Source organism: Intestinimonas massiliensis (ex Afouda et al. 2020) (assembly GCF_001244995.1).
Lineage (GTDB): Bacteria > Bacillota > Clostridia > Oscillospirales > Oscillospiraceae > Intestinimonas > Intestinimonas massiliensis.
Genome location: NZ_LN869529.1, coordinates 1,163,782 through 1,187,954, shown reverse-complemented (window position 1 = coordinate 1,187,954; position 24,173 = coordinate 1,163,782). Strand labels below are relative to the sequence as shown.

General features: G+C 55.4%; 22 protein-coding genes, 1 tRNA gene and 3 pseudogenes. 21 read left to right on the top strand and 5 right to left on the bottom strand.

From position 1 onward, the window contains the following. Window positions 1-111 precede the first annotated feature (111 nt). The 4 genes from BN2154_RS09650 to BN2154_RS09635 all read left to right on the top strand — a co-directional run bounded on the left by BN2154_RS09650 (window position 112) and on the right by BN2154_RS09635 (window position 4,571). Entirely contained in the window at window positions 112-1,572 is a 1,461-nt protein-coding gene (locus BN2154_RS09650; RefSeq protein WP_050618589.1) for a DUF2828 family protein, read from the top strand. Window positions 1,573-1,708: 136 nt separating this feature from the next. Further along, window positions 1,709-2,911, top strand: a complete 1,203-nt coding sequence (locus tag BN2154_RS09645) for an RtcB family protein (protein WP_050618588.1) — start codon at window positions 1,709-1,711, stop codon at window positions 2,909-2,911. 13 nt (window positions 2,912-2,924) lie between these two features. Beyond that, window positions 2,925-3,152, top strand: coding sequence for a hypothetical protein (locus BN2154_RS09640; RefSeq protein WP_050618587.1), 228 nt, complete (start codon window positions 2,925-2,927; stop codon window positions 3,150-3,152). A 60-nt stretch (window positions 3,153-3,212) separates the two neighbouring features. Beyond that, a complete protein-coding gene (locus BN2154_RS09635; protein ID WP_242853731.1) occupies window positions 3,213-4,571 on the top strand; it encodes an IS1182 family transposase in 1,359 nt (452 codons plus the stop codon). Between the two features lie 691 nt (window positions 4,572-5,262). Here the strand turns inward: BN2154_RS09635 and BN2154_RS15750 are convergent. Continuing rightward, a complete protein-coding gene (locus BN2154_RS15750; protein WP_154666665.1) occupies window positions 5,263-5,835 on the bottom strand; it encodes an RNA-dependent RNA polymerase family protein in 573 nt (190 codons plus the stop codon). A 682-nt stretch (window positions 5,836-6,517) separates the two neighbouring features. Here BN2154_RS15750 and BN2154_RS09625 point away from each other — a divergent pair. From BN2154_RS09625 to BN2154_RS09610, 5 genes and pseudogenes are all read left to right on the top strand, one after another. Continuing rightward, window positions 6,518-7,894, top strand: a complete 1,377-nt coding sequence (locus tag BN2154_RS09625) for a ParB/RepB/Spo0J family partition protein (RefSeq protein ID WP_050618584.1) — start codon at window positions 6,518-6,520, stop codon at window positions 7,892-7,894. A 139-nt stretch (window positions 7,895-8,033) separates the two neighbouring features. Then, window positions 8,034-8,741 (top strand): annotated as a pseudogene (locus tag BN2154_RS09620) (type IV secretory system conjugative DNA transfer family protein); the annotation flags it as partial. Window positions 8,742-8,821: 80 nt separating this feature from the next. Next, window positions 8,822-8,974, top strand: a pseudogene (locus BN2154_RS15305) (Maff2 family mobile element protein); the annotation flags it as partial. 140 nt (window positions 8,975-9,114) lie between these two features. Continuing rightward, complete coding sequence (locus BN2154_RS09615; protein WP_050618583.1) at window positions 9,115-9,330, top strand: helix-turn-helix domain-containing protein; 216 nt, start codon at window positions 9,115-9,117, stop codon at window positions 9,328-9,330. Window positions 9,331-9,345: 15 nt separating this feature from the next. Further along, on the top strand, window positions 9,346-9,759 hold the full coding sequence (locus tag BN2154_RS09610; RefSeq protein ID WP_050618582.1) for a GNAT family N-acetyltransferase: 414 nt from the start codon (window positions 9,346-9,348) through the stop codon (window positions 9,757-9,759). A gap of 113 nt (window positions 9,760-9,872) precedes the next feature. Here the strand turns inward: BN2154_RS09610 and BN2154_RS09605 are convergent, their stop codons facing one another. Beyond that, on the bottom strand, window positions 9,873-10,694 hold the full coding sequence (locus tag BN2154_RS09605) for a helix-turn-helix domain-containing protein (RefSeq protein WP_050618581.1): 822 nt from the start codon (window positions 10,692-10,694) through the stop codon (window positions 9,873-9,875). 532 nt (window positions 10,695-11,226) lie between these two features. Between BN2154_RS09605 and BN2154_RS15295 the strand changes: the two genes are divergently transcribed. The 3 genes and pseudogenes from BN2154_RS15295 to BN2154_RS09595 all read left to right on the top strand — a co-directional run bounded on the left by BN2154_RS15295 (window position 11,227) and on the right by BN2154_RS09595 (window position 13,498). After that, window positions 11,227-11,412 carry a hypothetical protein gene (locus tag BN2154_RS15295; protein WP_044930770.1) on the top strand — a complete coding sequence of 62 codons (186 nt, stop codon included), beginning with the start codon at window positions 11,227-11,229 and terminating at the stop codon, window positions 11,410-11,412. 255 nt (window positions 11,413-11,667) lie between these two features. Then, window positions 11,668-11,853 (top strand): annotated as a pseudogene (locus BN2154_RS16055) (zinc ribbon domain-containing protein); the annotation flags it as partial. A gap of 7 nt (window positions 11,854-11,860) precedes the next feature. Continuing rightward, window positions 11,861-13,498 (top strand): relaxase/mobilization nuclease domain-containing protein, encoded by a 1,638-nt coding sequence (locus BN2154_RS09595; RefSeq protein ID WP_050618580.1) that lies wholly within the window; start codon window positions 11,861-11,863, stop codon window positions 13,496-13,498. A gap of 40 nt (window positions 13,499-13,538) precedes the next feature. Here the strand turns inward: BN2154_RS09595 and BN2154_RS09590 are convergent, their stop codons facing one another. Both BN2154_RS09590 and BN2154_RS09585 read right to left on the bottom strand, forming a co-directional pair. Further along, a complete protein-coding gene (locus BN2154_RS09590) occupies window positions 13,539-13,976 on the bottom strand; it encodes a PIN domain-containing protein (protein WP_050618579.1) in 438 nt (145 codons plus the stop codon). Beyond that, entirely contained in the window at window positions 13,973-14,188 is a 216-nt protein-coding gene (locus BN2154_RS09585; protein WP_050618578.1) for a type II toxin-antitoxin system Phd/YefM family antitoxin, read from the bottom strand. The genes BN2154_RS09590 and BN2154_RS09585 overlap by 4 nt, the downstream gene beginning before the upstream one ends. A gap of 394 nt (window positions 14,189-14,582) precedes the next feature. Between BN2154_RS09585 and BN2154_RS09580 the strand changes: the two genes are divergently transcribed. Both BN2154_RS09580 and BN2154_RS09575 read left to right on the top strand, forming a co-directional pair. After that, window positions 14,583-15,113 carry a DUF4368 domain-containing protein gene (locus BN2154_RS09580; RefSeq protein ID WP_195892331.1) on the top strand — a complete coding sequence of 177 codons (531 nt, stop codon included), beginning with the start codon at window positions 14,583-14,585 and terminating at the stop codon, window positions 15,111-15,113. A gap of 127 nt (window positions 15,114-15,240) precedes the next feature. Next, a complete protein-coding gene (locus BN2154_RS09575; RefSeq protein WP_195892330.1) occupies window positions 15,241-16,434 on the top strand; it encodes a recombinase family protein in 1,194 nt (397 codons plus the stop codon). Between the two features lie 70 nt (window positions 16,435-16,504). Here BN2154_RS09575 and BN2154_RS09570 read toward each other — a convergent pair. Further along, window positions 16,505-16,591, bottom strand: a tRNA-Leu gene (locus tag BN2154_RS09570). A gap of 165 nt (window positions 16,592-16,756) precedes the next feature. Between BN2154_RS09570 and BN2154_RS09565 the strand changes: the two genes are divergently transcribed. From BN2154_RS09565 to BN2154_RS09535, 7 genes are all read left to right on the top strand, one after another. Then, window positions 16,757-18,133, top strand: a complete 1,377-nt coding sequence (locus BN2154_RS09565; protein ID WP_154666664.1) for a hypothetical protein — start codon at window positions 16,757-16,759, stop codon at window positions 18,131-18,133. A 24-nt stretch (window positions 18,134-18,157) separates the two neighbouring features. Further along, the gene (locus BN2154_RS09560) at window positions 18,158-18,844 is read left to right on the top strand and encodes a response regulator transcription factor (protein WP_050619602.1); all 687 of its coding nucleotides are present in this window, start codon (window positions 18,158-18,160) and stop codon (window positions 18,842-18,844) included. A gap of 146 nt (window positions 18,845-18,990) precedes the next feature. Beyond that, window positions 18,991-20,409: a sensor histidine kinase gene (locus tag BN2154_RS09555; protein ID WP_050618574.1), complete on the top strand. Its 1,419-nt coding sequence runs from the start codon at window positions 18,991-18,993 to the stop codon at window positions 20,407-20,409. Window positions 20,410-20,503: 94 nt separating this feature from the next. Then, window positions 20,504-21,493, top strand: coding sequence for a DUF1385 domain-containing protein (locus BN2154_RS09550; protein WP_050618573.1), 990 nt, complete (start codon window positions 20,504-20,506; stop codon window positions 21,491-21,493). Between the two features lie 29 nt (window positions 21,494-21,522). Beyond that, the gene (prmC, locus tag BN2154_RS09545) at window positions 21,523-22,386 is read left to right on the top strand and encodes a peptide chain release factor N(5)-glutamine methyltransferase (RefSeq protein WP_050618572.1); all 864 of its coding nucleotides are present in this window, start codon (window positions 21,523-21,525) and stop codon (window positions 22,384-22,386) included. A gap of 46 nt (window positions 22,387-22,432) precedes the next feature. Further along, window positions 22,433-23,542, top strand: coding sequence for a recombinase RecA (gene recA / locus BN2154_RS09540; RefSeq protein ID WP_094762446.1), 1,110 nt, complete (start codon window positions 22,433-22,435; stop codon window positions 23,540-23,542). After that, the gene (locus BN2154_RS09535) at window positions 23,529-24,170 is read left to right on the top strand and encodes a regulatory protein RecX (protein ID WP_050618571.1); all 642 of its coding nucleotides are present in this window, start codon (window positions 23,529-23,531) and stop codon (window positions 24,168-24,170) included. The genes recA and BN2154_RS09535 overlap by 14 nt, the downstream gene beginning before the upstream one ends. Window positions 24,171-24,173: the final 3 nt, after the last annotated feature.

Here is a 24,173-nt window from a genome sequence, read left to right as displayed (position 1 = left end):
GCCTTGCCACCAAAGGCACCAACAGCAATGATTGGTAACGTCTCTTACGTTGGGTTCAAATCCCTAATGGTGCCTTGTTCTATTAATTCTGTCACGGAGGAGTGATTTTACATGCTTAAGTTTCTGAAAAAAGAGGCGAACATGACCTATACCGAGAATGGCGCAGCTACATATCGTTCCACCCAGTCTGAATGTTTGGATCTGTTTGCAACGATCGGTGCGCTGCGTAGAGAAAGTGATGAGGAGATCACCAATCGCTTCCTCCGTGCCTATGCTGAGGATTCAGACCTGGCGATGAAGACCTTGTTCTTTGCACGTGATATCCGTGGTGGTATTGGTGAGCGCCGTGTGTTCCGTACCATCCTCAAGTGGTTGGCGGCCAATGAGCCCCAGTCTCTGGAGAAAAACATCCAGTACATTGCGGAGTATGGTCGTTACGATGACCTGCTGGCTCTGATGAGCACTACTTGCGAAGGTAAGGCCCTGCAGCAGATTAAAAAGCAGTTGACTGCAGATTGTGCAGCTTTGGAGGCCGGTGACTCTATATCCCTGCTGGCCAAGTGGCTGCCTTCTGTTAATGCATCCAATGATGATACTGTTCGTCAGGCAAAGCGTATTGCTCGTGCAATGGGTATGAACGATGCCCAGTACCGCAAGACGCTGAGTGCCCTGCGTGCGAAGATCGGCATCATTGAGAATAATCTTCGCAAAAAAGACTACACCTTCGATTACTCCAAGCAGCCCTCTAAGGCGATGTTCAAGTACCGTCAGGCTTTCATGCGGAATGATGGCGAGCGTTACGGCAACTTCATGAATCGAGTCGCAGAGGGGGTGGAGCAGATTCATACCGGTGCCCTGACTCCGTATGAGATGATCAAGCCCTTCTTCAATAGAGGCTCTATCTCCGATGCTGAGCGCACGGCTATCGATGCCACCTGGAAGGCCCAGGAGGATTTCACTGGCGAGGAGAACGCTCTGGTCGTCATTGATGGCTCCGGCTCCATGTATGGTGGTGCGGATCCCATTCCCGCAACTGTGGCGCTGTCTTTGGGTATCTACTATGCCGAGCGTAACACCGGCGCATTCCAAAACCATTTCATTACCTTCTCTGAGAATCCCAAGCTGGTTGAGATCAAGGGTAAGGATATCTATGAAAAGGTCCGTTACTGTCACCAGTTCAACGAGGTAGCCAACACGAATATCCAGCGTGTGTTCGAGCTGATCCTGAAGACTGCTGTGAAGAACCGGGTACCTCAGAAGGATATGCCTGCCAAGATCTACATCATCTCTGATATGGAGTTCGACTACTGTACCGAAGATTGTTCTTTGACCAACTTCGAGTATGCACGGCAACTCTTTGCAGAGCATGGCTACCACCTGCCTGAAGTGGTGTTCTGGAATGTGGCAAGCAGGAATCAGCAGCAGCCCGTAAAGGTCAATGATAAGGGCGTCGCACTGGTGTCTGGCTGCAACCCTCGCATCTTCTCCATGCTGAAGGCTGGTATCCTGTCGCCCTACGCCTTCATGATGAATGTGCTGGGTTCCGAGCGCTACGCAGCCATAGTGGCATAACGCTGTTGATGCAGGAGGTGATAACATTGCTGTTATCATCTCCTGCTGTTTTTATTTTGCAATGAATGCCGAAAACTATTGCTGTAAGATGCATGAACACGTAATATTAAACGAGAGAGTTAAAAAGGAGATCGTTATGGTTACGATTCGAGGTTTATATAATGCTGCCGTTTGCTATACTCCCGAGTTGGAGGAACTGGCGGCAAATCAGATCAAGGCGGTTTGCGACCAGCCGGAGTTTGCCGGTTGTAAGATCCGCATTATGCCTGACGTACATGCAGGTAAGGGCTGCACGATTGGTACCACAATGACCATCCAGGATAAGATCGTTCCCGGTATGGTTGGGGTCGATATCGGCTGCGGCATGGAAACTGTGGAGCTCGTTGAACGTGAGGTCGACTTTGCCAAGCTGGATGAGCTGATCCGCAAGGAGATCCCCTACGGTCGTGAGGTGCGTGATGAGCTGCATGCTTTGAATGCTGAAATCGATCTGACCCAGTTGCACTGTGCGGACCAGGTTAATCTCAATCGCACTATGCGTAGCATTGGTTCTCTGGGCGGCGGTAACCACTTCATTGAAGTAGATCGTTCTGAAGATGGACGACTGTTCCTGGTTGTCCACTCCGGAAGCCGTCATCTGGGTACCGAGGTGGCTGAATACTATCAGAATGAAGGCCGTCGTGCACTCTGGGGCGGTGCGAAGTATCAGATTCAGGAAGTGATCGCTCAGCTGAAGGCAGAGGGACGCTTCCAGGAAATCCAGAAGACCATCAAGGCCCTGAAGAAGGAGCACAGCCTGAATATCCCTAAGGATCTGGCCTATGTAGAAGGCAAGCTGTTTGAGGATTACATCCATGACATGAAGCTAACTCAGCAGTTCGCTATGCTCAATCGGAAGGCCATGGTTGATGTCATTATGAAGGGCATGGGCTTTACCGCTGTGGAGGCCTTCACCACCATCCACAACTATATTGATACTGACGCTATGATTCTGCGTAAGGGTTCTGTATCTGCAAAGGCAGGGGAGAAGCTGCTGATCCCCATCAATATGCGTGACGGTAGTCTCATCTGCATTGGTAAGGGTAATGAGGACTGGAATTGCTCTGCACCCCATGGTGCTGGCCGCCTGATGAGCCGTCGTGCAGCCTTCGGAGCACTTTCCATGGAAGAGTTCCAGAAGGAAATGGAGGGCATTTACACCACTTGCGTTGTGCCTGACACCCTAGACGAGTCTCCCATGGCGTATAAGAGGATGGATGAAATTGTCGCTCAGATTGGGCCTACTGCAGAAATCATTGAGCGCATCCGCCCTGTGTATAACTTCAAGGCAGCTGATTAAGGAGGAACCTCACATGGATAACTTTGACGCCATCAAACGCATGGACAAAGCAGCGTTGGAGGATTTCCTGGATCAGGTGTACTTAACAGGCTTGAATACCGGCATGTACGCCGCTACGCTGCCAAATGACAGCAAGGAGCAGGCATTGCTTCTGAATGAAAATCCCTTTTCTTTGAAATGGCTTTCCAGTGAAGCGGAACAAGCAACACTGGGTACCATGGCAGAAGCTGGGGGCTGTTGACAAAGCCCATGTATCACTGGAAATATGATATAATGAAAAAAGAGCAGTGGGGGGATGGGAATGCAGCTAAAACTGCACATGGTAACGATAGAAGATTTGGTCCCGGAGGGACACTTTCTGCGAAAACTGGAAGCCACGCTGGACTTGTCCTTCGTGCGTGAAGAAACAGCCCATCTGTACAGCCCCAGGTATGGCCGCCCGCCCATCGACCCAGTGATGTTGGTGAAGTATCTGCTGGTAGGATACCTGTACGGGATTCCATCGGAACGGCAGATCGAACAGCGTATCCAGACAGATGTGGCTCTGCGGTGGTATCTGGGCCTGGATCTGTTTGACCGGGTACCGGACCACAGCACCATCTCACAGCTTCGTCGCCGCAAGCCTTCTTTCCGCAAGGTTTTCCGCCGGCTGTTTGAGGAAGTGGTGCGTCAGTGCATCGAGAAAGGTCTGGTCAGCGGGCGGCTGGCAGCCACTGACTCCACCCATGTAAAGGCCAATGCCTCCCGGGCGTCGGAGCATCTGGTGGAAATGCTGGAGGAACCGGGCGCATACTGGGAACGGCTGGACAGCTACGAGGAAGAAGGACTGCAGGCACTGGAGAAACGGACTGGACACCGCCGGAAGAAGCGGACAAAGCAGATCAAGCGGGATAGCCGCCGCAGCCACAAGCGGGTGAGCCGAACGGATCCGGAGGCAGGGCATATGAAACGGCCGGGGAAACCGGAGGGCCAATATTACCTGAGCCACCAGACCTTGGACACGGACCACGGTGTGATCCTGGGCGTGACAGTAACACCGGGTGATGTGCATGATTCCGTGCCATACCTGGACCACCTGGAGCAGATCCATCGAAATGTCTTCCCCATTCAGGCAGCCACAGCGGACGCCGCTTACGATTTCCCTCTGGCTCACCGTGTGCTGGAGGAGCAGGGAATCTCTTTTTATGTCAGGCCGCAGCCTTTTGCCGATCGGACCAAGGTGGAATTCAAGCGGGATGCCTTTTCTTATGATGCGGAGAACGATGTTTATCAATGCCCCAATGGGAAAGAACTTCGCGTGAAGGGGCTGTACCGCAGCGCCAGCGGTGTGTACTGGGAGTATTGGGCAGACCGCGGAGACTGCCGGAGCTGTCCTTGCCGGGAGAAATGTTTGAGCGAAAATGATCAGCGCGGTGCGCGAAGGCTGCTGGACACCTACTTCCGTCCCACGGTTCGACGGCATCTCGCCCGGCAAAACGAGCCGGACGATCTGGATGCGCTGCGCAAGCGGCAGATCTGGTGCGAGGGCACGTTTGCCGCTCAGAAGTGGGGGCATAACTTAACACGCGTCTTGCGGCGGGGTTTAGAGGCAGCGGAAGACCACTGTCTCCTTTCAGCCACGGCCTTAAACCTAAAAAGGATGATAAAGTACATGGGATGACGCCGATAGGCGTCTTTTTTATTGCCATTTTCCCGCTCGTAATAAATGATCAGGCACTTTGTCAACAGCTCCAAAGTGTCCCGTTTGGACGGCTGGGGCTTGTCGGGGGCCGCCTTATCCGCCTTGGGTGGGCGGCCCTTGCGGGCCCCTGCCGTTTTCGGCTCTTTCCCGGCCTCGGGCGCGGGCTTTTCTGTTTTCGCAGTCCGTCCCCGGCGAGGCTGTTTGGGTTCCTTGTCCCCGGTAGGCGGCTGTTCTTTAGCGGGAGCCCCGGCCTCCTTTCCCGGGGGATCGCCTTCCTTTTCAACCGCATCCCGGGCCGCCTGCCGCTTTTGGGCCATGAGCTCGTCAATCTGGTCGGCGGAGATCACCACGTCGCCGGGAGCAGGCTGGGCGGGCCCGGCCTGTTCTGGCTTAGGTGTTTCGGGTGCCGGGCCAGCGGGAGCCTCCCCGGAAACATCCGGGGCCTTCGGTTCCTCGGGGCCCGTGTTCAGTTTTTCATCAGACATTCGCTATCCTCCTTTTCGTGAAAGTTGCACAAATTTTGAGACTAAATTTCTGTAATAATTTTTTCTCATCCTTCCGCCTATCCCACGCAAAAAGCCGCCCGAAGTCTCAGCCGGGCGGCCTTTTGCGTAATGTGATAGTGCAAATATTATTTTTTGTTGTTAGCAGGCTCCGAAAAGCCTTGTATTTACAGCGTTCCTATTAAGAAACATTCATAAGAAAAATGAGTAACATTTTTATATACGGCATAAAAGTCATCTGGCAGGCGATTGACCGATAGTAAATCGCATAATTGTTTTTTCAAATATACATGATTTAAATTATCAAAAAAGTCAGTAAAATCTCCTATCATTACATAACAGACACACGCCTTGCGAATGTGATCAAATGCTGTTTTTGCAAATTGGATATTACTTTTACCAAGATCCGTTCGATAGGCTACTGCTACATCATCAATATCTTCCACCTTGACCCTTCGATTGTATGCCTCATTTATCAAATATGAATAATATCTATATATCCAGCCGTCTAAGTGCGCGGCATAATATATCTGCCGCTCTTTCGGCTTTTCTTTCCGCCCATCTTTTACCTTTCTGCTTTTTATCGTATAGTGGATAAAAGGATAGAAACCATGACGGGAAATCTTTTCTGGGGAAGTGACGTATTTAAAGCATTGCACAAGAGATATCCTACGATCAAAATGAGTATATTGTGGGGCTGGCTTTTTCGCTTGCTTCTCTTTCCATTCATTTCTATCCATAAAAAATGCTCCTATATAGCGCAATACCCGTCAGCATGGAGGATGGCATTCCTTAGCTGACGGGTATACTTTTTAACTTGGTATTCTTACTCGGCAATAAGCCTTGCTGTGCATGTCATACCAGCCATCCTTCAATTCGCCCAATCTTCAATCATGTTATAATTGAAAGGGGGGACTGTGACAACATGTTCCTGTGCATCATTATCCTAGCGGCAGCCGCGCGGCTGGCGTGGACTTGCGATACCCAGTTCCAATCTAGATTTCTTGTAGAAATCTGTTCTGGACTGTTGACAACAATCTTTTTCCTATAAACCTACGTTTAGAGTATTTATATTATAGCTGAAACCTACGGTTTTGTCAATCTTTCCCCCAAAAGCGAACTTAGATAATTTGGACGAAAATGGCGGGCGCACCGTGAAAACGGCTGCGCCCGCCATTTTGCTTTGGTACGAATGTCGATAACGACAAACCCGGAAACGCGCATAAAATCTACGTTTTTTACAGCCGCAAATGCTTTTACATTCTAACACGAATTGAATCGGAAATCAATACGCCGCCTAAGTGAGACTATGGGCGGCGTTTGCTATATAAATGCAGGAAAGGAGATGGTGCTGCCCCGTTTATCCACGGGTCTAACAAAGGTTAGGCCCTTTTTTCATGCCAGAACAAAGGAGGTTGCATAATGGCACAAGAAAATACAGCCAGTACAACGGACCAGGTATCGTCTGTCAAGGATGTGGAGCAGACAAAATCTGCTCCTCCCACCCCGGAGGCATCGGAAGTGAAGCCTGAGCCCCTTGCCTCCGAGAGCCCCGCCACCCTGTTTGAAATGGCGGAAGTTCCCTCCAGCTCCGACAATAAGGACATTTCATCGACAGAGAATGTTGTGATCCCATTTGAGAAAATCAGTGAGATCAAAGCAGAGAAGCAAGTCCCCGGAACGGATACGGTCAAGAAAGAGGCCCCCGTTAAAGCGCCGAAGCAAAGTAAGGCGCCCAAAGATAAAGCTGCTCCTGCCAAGACAGACGCCGCAAAATCCTCTGCCAGCAAGGCGAAGCCGGAGAAGACTGCAAAAAGCTCCAAGTCCAAGACTCCGGCAAAGACAGAGCCCCCTGCCCAAGAGACAGTGCCTCCGGCGAAAACCGGGCCTGTTGCCGCTCCTCGCTCAAATGAGGTTGAGCAGGTCGTATACATCAAGCTCTCAGAACTGCACCCGTTCAAAAATCATCCGTTCCAAGTCAGGGACGATGAAGAAATGCGGGCTATGGTTTCGAGTGTCAAGGACAAGGGTATTACCAATGCCGCCATAGTCCGGCCCCGCGAGGGCGGTGGGTATGAGATGGTCTCCGGGCATCGTCGTATGAAAGCCAGCGAACTTGCCGGATTTATAGACATGCCCTGTATTGTTCGCAACCTGACAGACGAACAGGCCATTACTCAGATGGTAGAGGATAACACAAACCAGCGTGAGAGCATCCTCCCCAGTGAACGGGCCAAGGCTCTGAAAATGCAGTTGGAGGCTATCAAGCGGCAGGGCGCACGAGGCGACCTCACAACTTCGGGCCAAAATGGCTCGAAGTTGGAGAACGGCCAGCGGTCCAATCAAATCGTCGCAGAACGCAACAAGATGGCAGTCAAACAGGTACAGCGGTATATCAAGCTCAACGATCTTGTCCCTGACCTTATGAAAATGGTGGATGAAAAAAAGATCGCTTTCACTCCCGCCGTGGAGCTTGCTTATATCAGACCCAAAAATCAGCGGTATATTGCTATCGCCATTGAGGGCCAGCAGTCGGCCCCCTCTCTTTCCCAGGCACAGCGCATGAGGGAACTCGACCAAAAGAACATGCTCAACGGCGACGTGATCGACGGTATCATGCTCGAAGAGAAAAAGGAGGTAGACAAGGTGATTATTTCCAGTCAGGAGCTCAGCCAGTATTTCGGCAAGGACAAGACGCCCCGTGAAATGAAGGATCAGATTCTGAAACTTCTGGACGAGTGGAAAGGCAAGCAGAAGGAGATCGCCAAGCCGGAAAAGAAGGCCGAGCAGGAAAAGTAAGAGACTTCGGGCCATGTTGGCCCGAGGTTGCTGTCCTCCCATGACACGGCTCTTGAATGATTCCCCGTCGCCGGTTGTTCTTTTGCATATCCGGGCGTGGTCTGTCAAGAGTGGCTTTGCCACCGCCATAGGCGGCTTTGCTCTTGCCTTTTCGCAGATGTTCAATCTCTTGTGTGAACGGGCGGACAACGTACACGGGGGCCGTTTGCCCCATCATGTGCGTGTGCTGTGGGACGAGGCGGCCAACACCGGGCAGGTGCCACAGCTTGAAAAAATCGTGGCGGTCATCCGCTCCCGGGAAATCAGCCTGACCATGTTCTTGCAGGCGCAGAGCCAGCTAAAGGCTCTGTATAAAGACCACGCGGAGACCATCATGGGAAACATGGACAGTGTGATTTTCCTTGGAGGCCGAGAGCATACCACCATCAAGGAACTGTCGGAGGCTTTGGGGAAAGAGACCATTTCCATGAACACGGAAAGCCGAACGCGGGGGCAATCGGAGAGCTACGGACAAAACACTCAGCGGCTCGGGAAAGAGCTTATGACCATGGACGAACTCACCACCATGGACGGAAACCGCTGCATCCTCCAACTGCGAGGGCTGCGGCCTTTTTATTCCCCGAAGTATGACCTGAAAAAGCATCCGAATTACAAGTACACCGCCGAGGCCGACAAAGAAAAGAACGCCTTTGATCTCTCCAAACTCGTGACCCGGCGTATGACAGAGCTTAATGAAAACGAGCAGTATACAGTTTACGAAGCGACTGAGGACGAATTATCGGCCATAGACGAGGACGAGGACATCCTGAACTATGACGATATAGACGACCCGGACGCTTTCGCGTAACTTCGGGCCATGTTGGCCCGAAGTCCGCCGCCCTGGAGGCGGCTTTTTTCACACCTGAACATATAAAGGAGGAACATTCCATGGGATTCTTTACAAGCGCGGTAGATACCCTGCAAACTTTGGTCGTGGCTTTGGGCGCGGGCCTTGCGGTATGGGGCGTGATTAACTTGCTGGAGGGTTATGGATCGGATAATCCAGGCGCCAAAAGTCAGGGCATCAAGCAGTTAATGGCGAAATAGATGTAATCACACAAGAAAGGAAAAGCACAATCCAGACGGAACCGGCGGTTGTGTCAAGAAATATTGTGGAAAGACAAGACTTCTGCTATAATGGTTCCATCAGCACTTGACGATGGAGAGAAAGGCGGGAGCCTATGCACATCAGCTATCAGCCGCTATGGGACACCCTGAAAGAGCGCGGCATGAGAAAAGAGGACTTGCGGCTGGCCGCTGGTCTGACTACAAATATGATTGCCAACATGGGCAAGGGCGAGCATATCAGTATGAAAACGCTGCTGCGTATCTGCGAAGCCTTGAATTGTGGGATTTTGGATGTGATTGAGTTGGAACATGACGAAACATATTCATAGGAGGAAACACAAAATATGGAGTATCAGACAAATGTATTATGCTATGAAGATTATTGTCGGCTGAGGGAAAGCGTTGGATGGACGAACTTTTCTAAAGAGCAAACACAGGCTGCATTGAGTAATAGCTTATGTACCGTTGCAGTTTTTGAAAATAATCAGACTGTCGGAATGGGCAGATTGATAGGTGACGGTATGTATTTGACAATAGTTGATATTGTAGTCGATCCTGCTTATCAAGGGAAAGGAATTGGAAGCAAAATTGTTAGTATGCTTAGAGAATGTGCGACTAAGGAGATTCCAGACGGAGGACGAATCAGTATCCAGTTGATTTCAGAGAAAGGAAAAGAGCCATTTTATGAAAAACTGGGTTTTAAACGGATTCCGAATGACTTTTGCGGTTCTGGTATGAAGATGGTCATTCACAAGTAATAATAAAGCGCAGAAAATGGATGATTGATTTACCATTGAGTAAATAAAACGTGATACATTCTCTATACTATTCAAAACAGCCGTTGCAGGAGCCAACCCCGCAACGGCTGTTTTTATCTCCACGGTCTGCACCGGAAGTTGATCCCCGAATTTTTAATCAGCGGCGATCTTTTGAACAGCCTTTTCAGGGTCGTTCTTTCCTCGTCTGTGAGCCGCTTGTATTTTAGCTGGAACGCCTTGCAGAAGATTTCCAGAAATTCCTGTACCCTATCGCCGGTGGACTGCATGGCCTTTCGGACTTCCCTTATCAGTTCATCGGCGGGCGTGGTGTCCGGCGCACTCTCCATGTCCTTCTCATGGGCTTTGCGTATATCGTGAAGGATAGCGTCCCATGTTTTGTGTGTCACATGACAGAAAAAATCTTCTTCCTCTATCTGACCGGCTTCCAGAATTTTCAGGGAACGGTCTGCGGCAGCTTCGGGATGTTCTTCCAGTATCATTGCCCGGACAGCGGCCAGCGCACTGTTGATGTCATGGAACCGCATGGTAGCCATTCCATCCACATAGATTTCTGCGTCAGCCATCAGCTCCGCAAATTTTTCGTGGGACATCATCTCGCACAGCAGCCGGGTATTGATTCGTCCGCTTTTCAGAAGCGCCACGGCTTCATCGGTCAAATGTAATTCAGACAGCGGGGTATTTATCTGCTCCCGGTTTTCTGTCCGGCAAAACAGATAGTCAATGGACACCTCATAAAAGTCTGCCAGTGTGATAAGGTTGCCGTGATTGATTTCCTTGTTTCGATTTTCTTCATTTTCATAGCTGGCTAAAGCAGATTTTGAAATGCCGGTCTTTTCTGCCAATTCTTCCAGCTTCAACCCCTTTTCTACCCGTAAATCTTTCAAGCGTTCCTGCAAGGAAACATGGTCTTTCATTGGTTTGCCACTCCCTTCCCATGTGGTTTTTGAGCATATATAGCCATTATACCATACCGTTCCGAAATCGTGGAAATTTTCGATTTTGGGGCGGTATTCCTACTTTCTGGACATACGGGAAAGGGTTCAAAAATGAGCTATGATGTAGTCAGTTCATCGATGGATTATTCCAATCGAATGACCGGCCTGATGGGATATGCTCCCCGGCGATGTAGCGCAACGACCTGCGGCAAGGAGTTGGAGGAACCTTGACCGCAGCGAGCGTACCAACGGGAACGAAACGCTGCTGTGAGATTCAGGGGCAGGAACGACATCAGGGAAACACGGCAGAACTGACACCAAAATGCTACCCAAACACGACAAATCGGCAGGGCGTAGTCTGCCCTGTCCGTGATACTATGGGGCTTTTTAGGGCGGCTCTATGGCCGTGTTTTCCTTGAAAATCGCCCCGAAACATGACACCAGAAACCGCTATCCGCCCATCTCTACCGTTACGGCTGAAATGGGCGGATTTTCTATGATAGGAGGTACCATGCCGAGAATGAGCAAGAAACGGAAGTTGGAGCTGTCCTTCTTCCTCAATGACCGGGGGCGTGTGGCCTACAACGACCTGTGCCGGAAGTGTCAGCATGAGTGCAAACAGAGCTTCCGGGCTGTCGTGATCGACTGCCCCCATTACCTGTCCAAACGAGCCAAGCGAAAGGAGAAAACCGACTAAATGGAATTTGAATTTATGACCGCAGACACCGTTCTGCCGCCCTGTATGCCACTTCCCGCCGCCATGTTACGGCTACCAATCAGCAGCACCGCAAAGGTAATGTATGCCCGCCTGCTGGACGCCACCCTTGCAGGAGGTGCGGAGGATACCAACGGGATATTGTTTGTCCGTTTCCCCATTGTGGAGCTGGCAGCGGCCTTGTCCCGCAGCGCCGTGACCGTCAAGCGTTCCCTGAAAGAATTGGAGGACGCCGGACTGAAATCCCGCCAGCGCCCCCGGCAAGACGGGGAAACCAGCCTGTTTGCCGGGCTTATCAAGTGCGGCGAGTGCGGCAAGTCACTGACCATCCGCACCACCCACGCCAAGCACCCGCAGCAGATTTACGCCTGTAAGACCTATGGTGCGTTCGGCAAGAACCATTGCACCCAGCACCGGGTGGAATAAGCCGTTGGCAACGTTCAAACATATCAGCTCTAAAAACGCAAACTACGGTGACGCTGAAAAATACCTGACCTTTGCGCACGACGAGTTTACCATGAAGCCCACGCTGGACGCGGACGGGCGGCTTGTGCCGAGAGAGGATTACCGCATTTCCACCCTGAACTGCGGCGAGGAAGATTTTGCGGTTGCCTGTATGCGCTCCAATCTCCGCTATGGCAAGAATCAGAAGCGCGAGGATGTCAAGAGCCACCATTACATCATCAGCTTTGATCCACGGGACGGCCCGGACAACGGGCTGACCGTAGATAAGGCGCAGGAGCTTGGCGAGAGGTTTTGCTGGGAGCAGTTTCCCGGTCATCAGGCGCTCGTCTGCACCCACCCGGACGGGCATAATCAGTCCGGCAACATCCATGTGCATATCGTCATCAACAGTCTGCGAATTGAAAATGTACCGCTGTTGCCTTACATGGACAGACCCGCCGACACAAAAGCCGGATGCAAACACCGCTGCACCGACGCTGCGATGGAATATTTCAAATCCGAGGTCATGGAGTTGTGCCACGAAGCCGGGCTTTATCAGATCGACCTTCTGAACGGCAGCGCAAGCCGCGTCACCGAGCGCGAGTATTGGGCGAAGAAAAAGGGGCAGGCTGCGCTGGATCAGGAAAACGCCGCCCTTGCCGCAGAGGGCAAGCCCACCAAGCCGACACGCTTTGAAACCGACAAGGAGAAGCTGCGACAGATTATCCAAAAAGCTCTGAACGAATCGTTCACCGTCGAGGATTTTGCGCGGAAGCTCCTGCAATACGGCGTGACCGTCAAGGAGAGCCGAGGACGGTTTTCCTACCTCACCCCAGACCGCACGAAGCCCATCACGGCGCGGAAGCTGGGCGACAGCTTTGATAAAGCTGCCGTGCTTGCCGCTTTGGAGCAAAAAGCCCTGCGTCCTGAAAATACCCTCACTTCAAATGATGCTATTCCTCTTGACCGCACCCTATCTTCAAACGAGGGTGCATCCGGCAGGTCTGCCCCGAAGCAGAGCGTACCACAAGCCCCCTCCATTGGGCGCATGGTTGACCGTGAAGCAAAACGCGCCGAGGGCAAGGGCATCGGCTATGACCGCTGGGCGACGATGCACAACCTCAAGGCATGGTCAAAAACCTTCCTATACTTGCAGGAGCATGACCTTCTATCGCCGGATAAGCTGAACGCCGCCGTGGATGCCGCCGGTGCGGAAGCACGGGAAGCCCGCAGCCGCTATGATACAGCCGCTGCCAAGGTGACGGATAAAAAGGCATTGCTGGAAGCGATGGACAATTACCGCAAAACCTATCCTGTCATCAAGGAGTATCGTGCGATCCGCAAGGAAAAGGACAAGCAGAAATTCCATGCCGCGCATGAAGCGGATTTTATCATCAACGACGCTGCCAAGCGCCAGCTTGACAAGCTGGGCACACCCAAGCAGCTCCCGAAGCGCAAGGAGGTCGTTGCAGAGATTCAGTCCCTCGTGTCCCAGAAAAACGAGTGTTACAACGATTACCGCGAGAAAAGCGACCGGTTGCATGAGCTGATGACTATGCAGCGCAACTATCAGATGGCGATGCCGCAGCCGAAGCGAGGGCGCAGCCATGAGCAGGAGCGATAAAAAGCAAAATGCCGCCAGAAGCGGCGGCATTTGCGGACGGTCAATCCGTCTGATCTTCACTTGTTTCGGTCAGCAGCTCTATGAACGCTGCCGGAGCGTACACGGGGATCGGCGCTTTGCTGTAATCCTTCGTGTTCCGCGTCACGATGCAGTCCACGCCGGAGCGCACCGCCGTTTCGACCATCACGGCATCCTCAAAATCGGAAATCTCCGCTGAGATCGCCTTGCGGATGTCCAGCGCCGTAGTGTCCAGCAGACCGAACAACGCGCAGAGCTTAGTCAGAACGTCGCGGGTTGCTTTGTCGCTGTGGGTCTGCCGGTGTGTCAGATAGTAAATATCCGTGATAGCTTTCGCCGTCAGGAAGCCTTCAAACTGCCGGTTGGCACAGAGCAGGAAAATCGACTGCGCATCCTTGCAGAACGGTTCGCGGCTTTGCAGCGCGTCCACGATGACGCAGGTGTCAATGACAGCTCTCATATCCGGTTCAGCCTTTCTTCCTTCGCTTCCTCCAACGTCACATCAGCCGGAAGAATCCCGAACAGGGACTTGGCAATGTCCACTCTGTCCTGATGGGGATTGGAGAGCTTGGCGACAACCTTGCCGTTGCGGGTGATGAAAATGTCCTCCGTCGCTGCAAGCAGAAGATACTTTCCGAGATTGCTTTTCAGTTCCGTCGCAGTAATCGACATGATCTGGTTCCTCCCTTCGTGATTTGGTTCATTCTTATTATATCCGAATCGGACGAAATATGCAACCGATTCGTGCGAAATATTTTGTGAACCGTCCGATAACTTTCTGTGACCGAAATGGAGCGCACGGGAGCGATAATGACCCTCACTTGTAGTGAGGGTCATTCAGAGCATGATGAGCTAAGCTGCGTTAGCACGTTTTTCCGGGGCAAATATCCCGACCCGAAAGCGCACAGAACGCGCCGAAGGGACTTACCCATACCGCAATACCGCACGTTCTACAAACGGAGCGTACAGAGCGAAAAAAGCCCGAAAATGATACCGGGATTTACAATTTGACCGTCTGCCGGAGCGTGGTGCTTTGGCGACAGACAGGAGCGTGAAAATGCCGAGAATGAGCAAACAGCGGCGGTTGGAATTGGTACAGGTGGTGCTGACGGATATTCGCTGCAAGGCGTTGTGGGCGCAGAACAGCCGGGAGAGTCTGCGGGAACAGCTTCTCGCAAGAGAACACACGGCCAGCGTGGAGAGAACCCGGACGCTGCAAGCGGAATTAAACGCCATTGGCAAGCGGCTGCCGGAACTGGATAGATTGATTCAAGCCGCCTACGAGGATAAGGTCATGGGCCGCATCCCGGAGAGCGTGTGCATCAATTTGCTCAATCAATATGAGGTCGAGCGCAGAGAAAAGCAGGAGCGCAGCCGGGAGTTGACCGAGCAACTTGCCGTCAGCCGGGAGAGTGAGAAGTCCGTGGACGCATGGCTGGATATGATGCAGGATTACGCCCAGCTTGAAGAACTTGACCGCCCCACGCTGGTGCGGCTGATCCAGAAAATTGAGATCAGCGAACGCCATACTGTGGACGGTCATGAGGAACGGGATATTCACATCTACTACAATTTTGTAGGCTATATTGAGGAATGAAACCGTCATTCTTTATTCGAGGTTGTCTAACGAGTGGTACGCCCGGGATATTTCCCGTAAAATCCGAAGCTCCCAGCGTTTGCGCGGTAATGCCGGTGTCCCGCTTTCTCTGCCGCCCTACGGCTATGTGAAAAGCCCCGAAAACCCCAAATACTGGATCGTTGACGAGGAAGCGGCCGCCGTGGTGCGGCGCATCTACCAGATGTGCATTGACGGGTACGGGATCGACAAGACTGCCGCTATCTTTGAACAGGAGGAAATCCTGAAGCCTACGGAGTATTGGAAGCTGAAAGGCGTCAGGAAGCCGGGGAGAAAGCCTTTTTCCGAAAGCCCCTATCATTGGAGCTCAAACACGGTGAACAAGATATTGACCTCCCGCGAGTACATGGGGGATGTAGTCAATTTCAAGACCTACTCCAAATCCTTTAAGGATAAGCGGCGGTATGAAAACCCCGAGGAAAACCATGTGATCTTTGAGGGCGTGCATGAGCCCATCATTGACCGTCAGACCTGGGAGATGGTACAGCGTATCCGGGAGGGTACGAAGCGCAGGCAGCCGAAGAAGGTGGAAAAGAATATGTTTGCCGGACTTCTCTACTGCGCGGATTGTGGCCGCAAGCTGCATTTCAACGTCAATCACCCGCATACGGAACTGCAATACTTCAACTGCTCCAACTATCGGGGCAATCGGGGCACCTGCAATCAGACCCACTATATTCGGGTGGACGCGCTGGAACAGGTCATGCTTTTGGAAATTCGACGGCTGACGGCCTTCTTACAGGATAAGGAGGAGGACTTTGTAAAGTTGCTGATGGCAAAGACCCTGGAAGTGGCCGAGCGTGAGAGTGCACGGCGCGAAGAGGAACTTCGGGCCAACCTGACCCGATGTGCCGAGCTGGACGGGCTTTTCTCCAAGACCTACGAGGACAATGCCAGCGGAAAGCTGTCCGACGAGCGGTTTATGATGCTCACGAAGCGGTATGACGACGAGCAGCTTATCCTGAAAAAGAAAATCTCCGCTTTGCGGGCGGAGATCGACAAGGATAAGAAAAGCCGAATGAACGCTGCCAGCTTTCTGCGGCTTGTCCGAAAGTATACGGACATACAGGAGCTTACGCCGCTGGTCCTCCATGAAATGGTGGAAAAGATCGTTGTCCATCAGGCACAGGGGACCGGGAAAAACCGGACGCAGCAGCTTGACATCCACTACAACTTTATCGGCGTACTGGATATGCCGGAGGTTGCTTCTTTGCCGTCCAGCGTGACGATAGACACCCGACAGGGCGTGGCCGTCGAGTACATCACACGCAAGGCCGGATAAACGAAAACAGGAGCAATCTTTCGATTACTCCTGTCTACGGAATGTTCATTGTCGTTATGAACATTCGACATGGTGCCGGTGGTCGGACTCGAACCGACACGATGTCGCCACCAACGGATTTTGAGTCCGTCACGTCTACCAATTCCATCACACCGGCAAAGGATACTCAAGTATTATACACAAAAAAAATCCGAATGGCAAGAGCGGAATTGAAACAATATGGGTGAAAAATCAAAAAATCCCCATACCCAAAACAACAGATATATGGTATGATACTTAGATAGATAGCAGCATGCGGTCAAAAGGAGGGGGAAAAGCGGACATGCGAGTGGCTCAATGCAAAATGGTCCTGGTGGCCGCGGTATTCCTTCTGCTGACCGGCTGCCTGTTTCAGCCGCCGGACGATCTCTACAGCCTGCCGGAGCCGCCGGCAGACTATCAAAACCTGTATACCAAGATTGACGAGGTCCGGGCCGCCGGTGCGGAGTACGCGGGCCCTGTTCAGGGCACCAACACCCAGCCCATCCAACTGGTGGACCTGGACGGCGACGGCGTGCAGGAGGCTGTGGTTTTTTTCCGTATCCTGGGGGACGAGCAGCAGCTTCAAATCTACATCTTCCATCAATTGGAGGATGAATCTTACGAGGTCCAGTCGGTCATCAAGGGGGACGGCAACGCCATCTACTCGGTAGACTATGAGAACCTGGACGATGATCTCCGAAACAAGGAGCTGGTGGTGAGCTGGCAAATCAGCAGCCTGGTCTATAATTTGGGTGCTTACCGCTACTCCGACCAGGAGGGGCAGTATGTGGAGCTGATGTTCACCTCCTATAACCGCTTCTCCCTGCTGGACATCGACAAGGACAACCAGAAGGAGATCATGGTGCTCAACCTCAACAGCATCCAGGGCGAGGGACAAGCCGACCTGTTCGACTACGACTCCAACGACAAGACCATGAACCTGCGGGACACCGCTCCCATGTCGAAGGAGATTATCAGCATATCCGCCATGCGAAACGGGTCGGTGAAAAACGGCGGCCTGACCGCTCCGGCGCTCTTCGTCACTTCCGACCTGAGCAACGGCATCAGTACCATCACCGACATCTTTGCCTGGCGGGATGGCCGCCTGGTCAACATCACGCTGAATACGGAGAGCGGCATGAGCGAGAGCACCCGGCGGGTGAACTCCATGCGTACGGTGGCGGCCCGGGACATCAACCGGGACGGCATCCTGGAATTGCCTCGGCCCAGTCTGCTGCCCGCCTACGCCAAGGAGAATGCCGAGAGCTTTTGGTCGGTGCTCTGGCAGCAGTACGACCTGCAGGGCAGCCCCATCCGAGTGTTTAACACCTATTTTAACGACTCGGAGGGGTGGTATCTGATCCTGCCCGATGCGTGGGACGGCGTGATCACCCTGGCAAAGAGCAACATTGTCAGCGGCGAACGGGCCACGACCTTCTATTACTGGAAGGACCAGGACCCCGGTGCGGCGCCCCAGGAATTTTTGACGATCTACAAGCTGACCGGTCCCAACCGGGAGACCCGCTCCCGGACCGGCAACCGCTTCGTACTGATGGCCGACGGGGACAGCACGATCTACGCCGCCGAGTTCAAAAGCTGCGACTGGGACTGCGGGCTGGACGAGGAGGGGCTCCGGGAGCTCTTCCAGCTCATCCAGCCCGAGTGGCCCGATACCTGATAAGGAAAGGACGGAGTGCGGGAGATGAAAAAGGTACTGGTATTGGAGGATGAGGCCAATATCCGCAGCTTTGTGGTCATCAACCTGAAGCGGGCGGGCTATGAGGCCATCGAGGCGGACACCGGGGAAGAGGCCCTGGCCCAGCTCCGGCGCAATCCGGATATCAAGGTGGCCCTGCTGGATATCATGCTGCCCGATATGGACGGCTTCGAGGTCTGCCGCCGCATCCGGGCCAGCGATTCAAAGATCGGCATCATCATGCTCACGGCCCGGACCCAGGAGATGGACAAGATCACCGGCCTCATGACCGGGGCGGACGACTATGTGACCAAACCCTTTTCTCCGGCGGAGCTGACTGCCCGCATCGACGCCCTCTACCGCCGTACTGGAGGCGACGTGCCGCTGGATACCGGGGAGATCAGCCAGCCGCCCTTCCTCCTGAATACCCGCAACCGTACGCTGGAGAAAAACGGGCAGCGGGTCAAGCTGACCCAGGTGGAGTACAACATCGTCAAGCTCTTCATGGACAATCCGGGCAAGGCCCTGTCCCGGGAAGAGATTTTGGACTCGGTCTGGGGCAGAGACTATTTTGGCGAACTGAAGATCGTGGATGTGAACATCCGGCGTCTGCGTATCAAGATTGAGGACGACCCCACCAATCCGACCTTTATCACCACAGTGTGGGGATATGGGTACAAGTGGGGATTTTAGGGCAAGGGCCTTTTGGTAGGAGAACCTTAGCCCACGTGCCCGCCGGGTGGAATGCCCCTCCGCGCTCTGAGGGGCAAGTCCAAGAGCGCGTGGAGCCCCGGCGCACTCGCACCGGGAATGGCAGGTGATAGGAGGTGGAAATACATATGGCGAAGGTCAAGGGAATTCGAAAGCGCTGGATGCTCAACAGTATTTCCGCCGTCCTGCTCATCGTCCTGTTCGCCGTGACGGCCTTTTCCGTGGCCATTGCGGGGTATTTCTACTCCACCATGAGCAGCGGTCTGGAGGCCAAGGTGCGGGGCTTTGCCAACACCATCCGCAACTCTCAAAGCGCCTATCTCCAGACCGCCCGGGATACGGTGGAGGGCTTTGAGGAGAAAAACGTACTGGAGCTCCAGTACCTGAACGAGTCCGGCACCGTGGTGTACTCCTCCGCCCAGCTCACTCTGCCCGGCTCCTATCCCGGCACACAGGATGTCAACGAGGCGCTGGCCGGCAACGGGCAGTTCGTCCGCACCTGGTCGGGCAGTTCCCCGGAGACCGGGGAGCGCATCATGGCCGCCTCCGCCCCCGTGCTGTATAACGGCAGCGTCCGGGGCGTGGTGCGGGTGGTCACCTCTCTGGGCCAGGTGGACAAGCAGGTGATGGTCATCGTGGCCATCGCCCTGGCCATCGGGACGGTCATTGTCTCTATGGTGTACTTTTCCAACCTCTATTTTGTCCGCTCCATCGTGGAGCCCTTGGGCGTGGTCACCGACACCGCCAAGCGCATCGCAGCCGGGTCCTACGGCATCCAGATCGAAAAAAAATTTGACGATGAGATCGGGGACCTGATCGACGCCATCGACGACATGTCCCTGAAAATCAAGCAGTCGGAGCGCATGAAGTCCGAGTTCATCTCCTCGGTTTCCCATGAGCTGCGCACCCCCCTGACCGCCATCAACGGCTGGGCGGAGACCATTATGAACGGGGAAGTCCGGGATGCCGAGGACGTGAAGAAGGGGATGGGCATCATTGTGTCCGAGGCCCGCCGCCTGACCAACATGGTGGAGGAGCTGCTGGAGTTCTCGCGCATTGAGGACGGCCGCTTCACTCTCTCCATCGAGCCCATGGATATCAAGGCCGAGCTGGAGGACGCGGTCTACACCTACACCGAGTTCTTCCGCCGGGAGGGCATCACCCTGACCCACACCGACTGTGACGAGGAGTTCCCCCCCATTCCCGGGGACCCGGAGCGGATGCGGCAGGTGTTCTGCAATCTGCTGGACAACGCCGCCAAGCACGGCGGCTCCGGCAAGCGCATCGAGACCGCCATCCGGCCCGGCGCGGACAACGACGTGGTCATCACCATCCGGGACTACGGCCCCGGCATCCCCGCCGACGAGCTGCCCCACGTCAAATACAAGTTCTATAAGGGCAGCTCCAAGGCCAGAGGCTCCGGCATCGGCCTGGCTGTCTGCGAGGAGATCGTCACCCGCCACAATGGACGTCTGGACATCGGCAACGCCGAGGGCGGCGGCTGCATCGTCACCATCCGGCTGCCCATCGGCAACACTGCGGCCTGAAACACAGTAGAACAAAAGTTCGAAAATTTCTTGCATTTCCCATGCGAGTCTGATACAATACGATTGCATAAGCGTGAAGGAGAATTTCTGCACAATGCCAAAAGAAAACCAAGCCTGCGCCACGCCGTTCCGCACCATGATCGGCGGCCAGGCTCTGATCGAGGGCATCATGATGCTGGGCCCCGAGAAAAAGTCCATCGTGGTGCGCAGGCCGGACGGCGACCTGGAGATCAAGACCGAGCCGCGCAAGCTCATCAAGGACCGGCATCCGGTGCTGGGCTGGCCGTTCATCCGGGGCGTGGTCAATTTCTGCACGTCCATGTACACCGGCGTCACCGCCCTGATGTACTCGGCGGAGTTCTACCCGGAGGACGGGGAGGAGGCCGACGCCGAGCCTTCGAAATTTGAGCGGTGGCTGGACAGGAAGCTGGGCAGCGAAAAGGCCATGAGCTTCTTTATCACCCTGGCCGTCATCCTGGGCATGGCCTTCTCCGTGGGACTCTTTTTCGTCCTGCCGACCCTGCTCTCCGGCGGCGTGATGTATTTCTTCCCCGGCATCCCTCTGTGGGGGCGGAACCTGGTGGAGGGACTCACCCGCATCGTTCTCTTTTTGGGCTATCTGATTTTTTGCTCCAGAATGAAGGACATCCGGCGGGTGTTCTCTTACCACGGGGCGGAGCACAAGAGCATCTTTTGCTATGAGAAAGGGCTGGAGCTCACCGTGGAGAACGTCCGGGCCCAGCCCAAGCACCACCCGCGCTGCGGCACCAGCTTTTTGCTGGTGGTCATCGTGGTATCCATCCTGCTGTCCAGCATCGTCTTTTCCTTTTCGGCCTTCCACTTTACCAACCCGTTCCTGCGCACACTGGTCCATCTGGCCCTGCTGCCGGTGGTGGTGGGGATCACCTGGGAGCTCAACCGCTATGTGGGCGGGCACGACAACCTGATCTGCCGGGCCGTCCGACGGCCGGGTATGGCCATCCAGCGCTGGACCACCTTCGAGCCGGACGACTCCATGATCGAGGTGGGCATCGCCGCCCTCAAGGAGGTACTGCCGGAGGAGAAGGGCAAGGACCAGTGGTAAAAAGCAACCGTGACGAGAGGTGAAACGCCGTGGCGACCACCTATAATAATTTATATCTGGACACCCGGAAACGGCTGAAGGCGGCGGGGGTGGAGATGGCCCAGTTGGAGGCCAGAGAGCTGGTCTGCTTTGCCGCCGACAAGACCCGGGAGCAGTTTTTCCGGGACTTGCCCCTCTACGCCTCAGACGAGGTGGAGCGCAGGGTGGAGGAGCTGACCCGGCGCCGTCTGGCCGGTGAGCCGGTGGCCTACATCATCGGGGAATGGGAGTTTTACGGCCTGCCCCTGGACATCTCCCGGGAGGTCATCGTCCCCCGGGCCGACACGGAAGTGCTGGCCGAGCGCGCGATCCTCCTGGCCCGGGCGGCGGGGGAGGGGGCCCGGGTGCTGGACCTGTGTGCCGGAAGCGGCTGCGTGGGTCTGGCGGTGGCGGCCAACGCCCCGGACTGCCGCGTGGTGCTGGCCGACCTGTCCGAGGGGGCCCTGCGCATTTGCAAGCAGAACGTCCGCCGCAACAACCTGAACGCCAGGGTCACCTGCGTCCAGGCCGACGCCCTGACCCAGCCCGCGGCCAGCCTGTGGGATTTTGACGTTATTGCCTGCAACCCGCCCTACATCCCCCATCAGGAGATCCCCACCCTGGATGTCTCCGTCAAGGACTATGAGCCTTGGGGGGCGCTGGACGGGGGCATGGACGGACTGGACTTTTACCGGGCCGTGGCCGCCCGATGGGGCCACGCTCTCCGGCTGGGGGGCAGCCTGGTCTTTGAGGTGGGCGCCGGACAGGCCCCCGCCGTGGAGCTCATTCTGGCCCAGAACGGCTATGAAAATATCCTCACCCACCAGGACACCCAGGGGATCTGGCGCGTGGTGGAGGGGACCGTCAATCACTGAAGCATAGGGCCCGCCGGGGGGCGGCGCCCTGAGAGGAGAACAGCTTATGGCATCGAAAAAGCCTATGGTGGAGGCTGCTGCCCCCGCCTCCGACAAGCAGAAGGCACTGGAGACCTGCATGGCCCAGATCGAGCGGACCTACGGCAAGGGGTCCATCATGCGTCTGGGGGAGAACACCGGTATCGTGGTGGAGGCCATCCCCACCGGCTCCCTCTCCCTGGACCTGGCGCTGGGCATCGGCGGCGTGCCCAAGGGCCGCATCGTGGAGATCTACGGGCCGGAGTCCTCGGGCAAGACCACCCTGGCCCTGCACATCGTGGCGGAGGCGCAGAAGCGGGGGGGCGAGGTGGCCTTCATCGACGCCGAGCACGCCCTGGACCCCGGCTATGCCCGGGCCCTGGGGGTGGATATCGACTCCATGCTCATCTCCCAGCCCGACACCGGCGAGCAGGGGCTGGAGATCTGCGAGGCCCTGGTCCGCTCCGGCGCCATCGACGTGGTGGTGGTGGACTCGGTGGCCGCGCTGACGCCCCGGGCGGAGATTGAGGGGGACATGGGCGACTCCCATGTGGGCCTGCTGGCCCGGCTGATGAGCCAGGCTCTGCGCAAGCTGGCCGGCTCCATCGCTAAGACCAACTGCATCGTCATCTTCATCAACCAGCTCCGGGAAAAGGTGGGCGTGGTCTACGGCAATCCTGAGGTCACCACCGGCGGCCGGGCGCTGAAGTTCTATTCCTCCGTGCGCATCGACGTGCGCCGCACCGAGTCGCTGAAAAACGGCTCCGAGATCATCGGCAACCGCACCCGGGCCCGGGTGGTGAAGAACAAGGTGGCCCCTCCGTTCAAGGAGGCCGAGTTCGACATCATGTACGGCGAGGGCATCTCCAAGGTGGGCGAGCTGGTGGATCTGGGCGTCAAGCTGGACCTGATCCAGAAGTCGGGCTCCTGGTTCGCCATGGGGGAGACCCGCCTGGGTCAGGGCCGGGACGCTGTGAAGCAGTATCTGAAGGAAAACCCCGAGGTGGCCGAGCGCATCGAGGCCGACATTCGGGCCAACGCCTACAAGCTGATGAGCAGCCAGGCCAGGGCCGCCGCCCGGGCGGCAGGCCGCGCCGTGGATGTGTCCGCCGAGGACTTTGAGGATGCGGATCAGTAAAATTGCCCCCTCCAGACACAAGGATGGCCGCTGGCTGATCTGGCTGGAGGATGGCTCTCTGCTGCGGGTGGGGGAGGCTGAGATGCTGGACTTTTCCCTCCACGCCGGCCTGGAGCTGGACGATGCCGCTGCCGACCGGCTGCTGGCGGCGGCGCGGAAGGGCCGGCTCCGGGAAAAGGCCCTGGCCCTGCTCACCGCCCGGCCCATGTCCCGCAGGGAGCTCATCGACCGGCTCACCGCTTGCCCCCGAGACCGGGAGAAGCCGCCCCTGGCCGACGAGGCCCAGGCGGCGGAGACCGCCGACTGGCTGGAGCGGCTGGGACTGCTGAACGACGCTGAATACGCCCGGACGGTGGTGCGGCACTACTCCGCCAAGGGCTACGGCCCCTACAAGATCCGGGATGAGCTCTATCGCCGGGGGGTGGCGCGGGAGCTCTGGGAGGACGCTCTGGCCGAGACCGCCGATCCGTGTGCGGCCATCGACGCCTTCCTGCGCCAGAAGCTCAAGGGCGCCCCGACCGACCGCCGGGAGCTGAAGAAGGCTTCCGACGCCTTGGCCCGCAGGGGCTACCATTGGTCGGACATCAGCGAGGGGCTCCGCCGCTGGGGTGCGGATATCGAGGAATAAAAA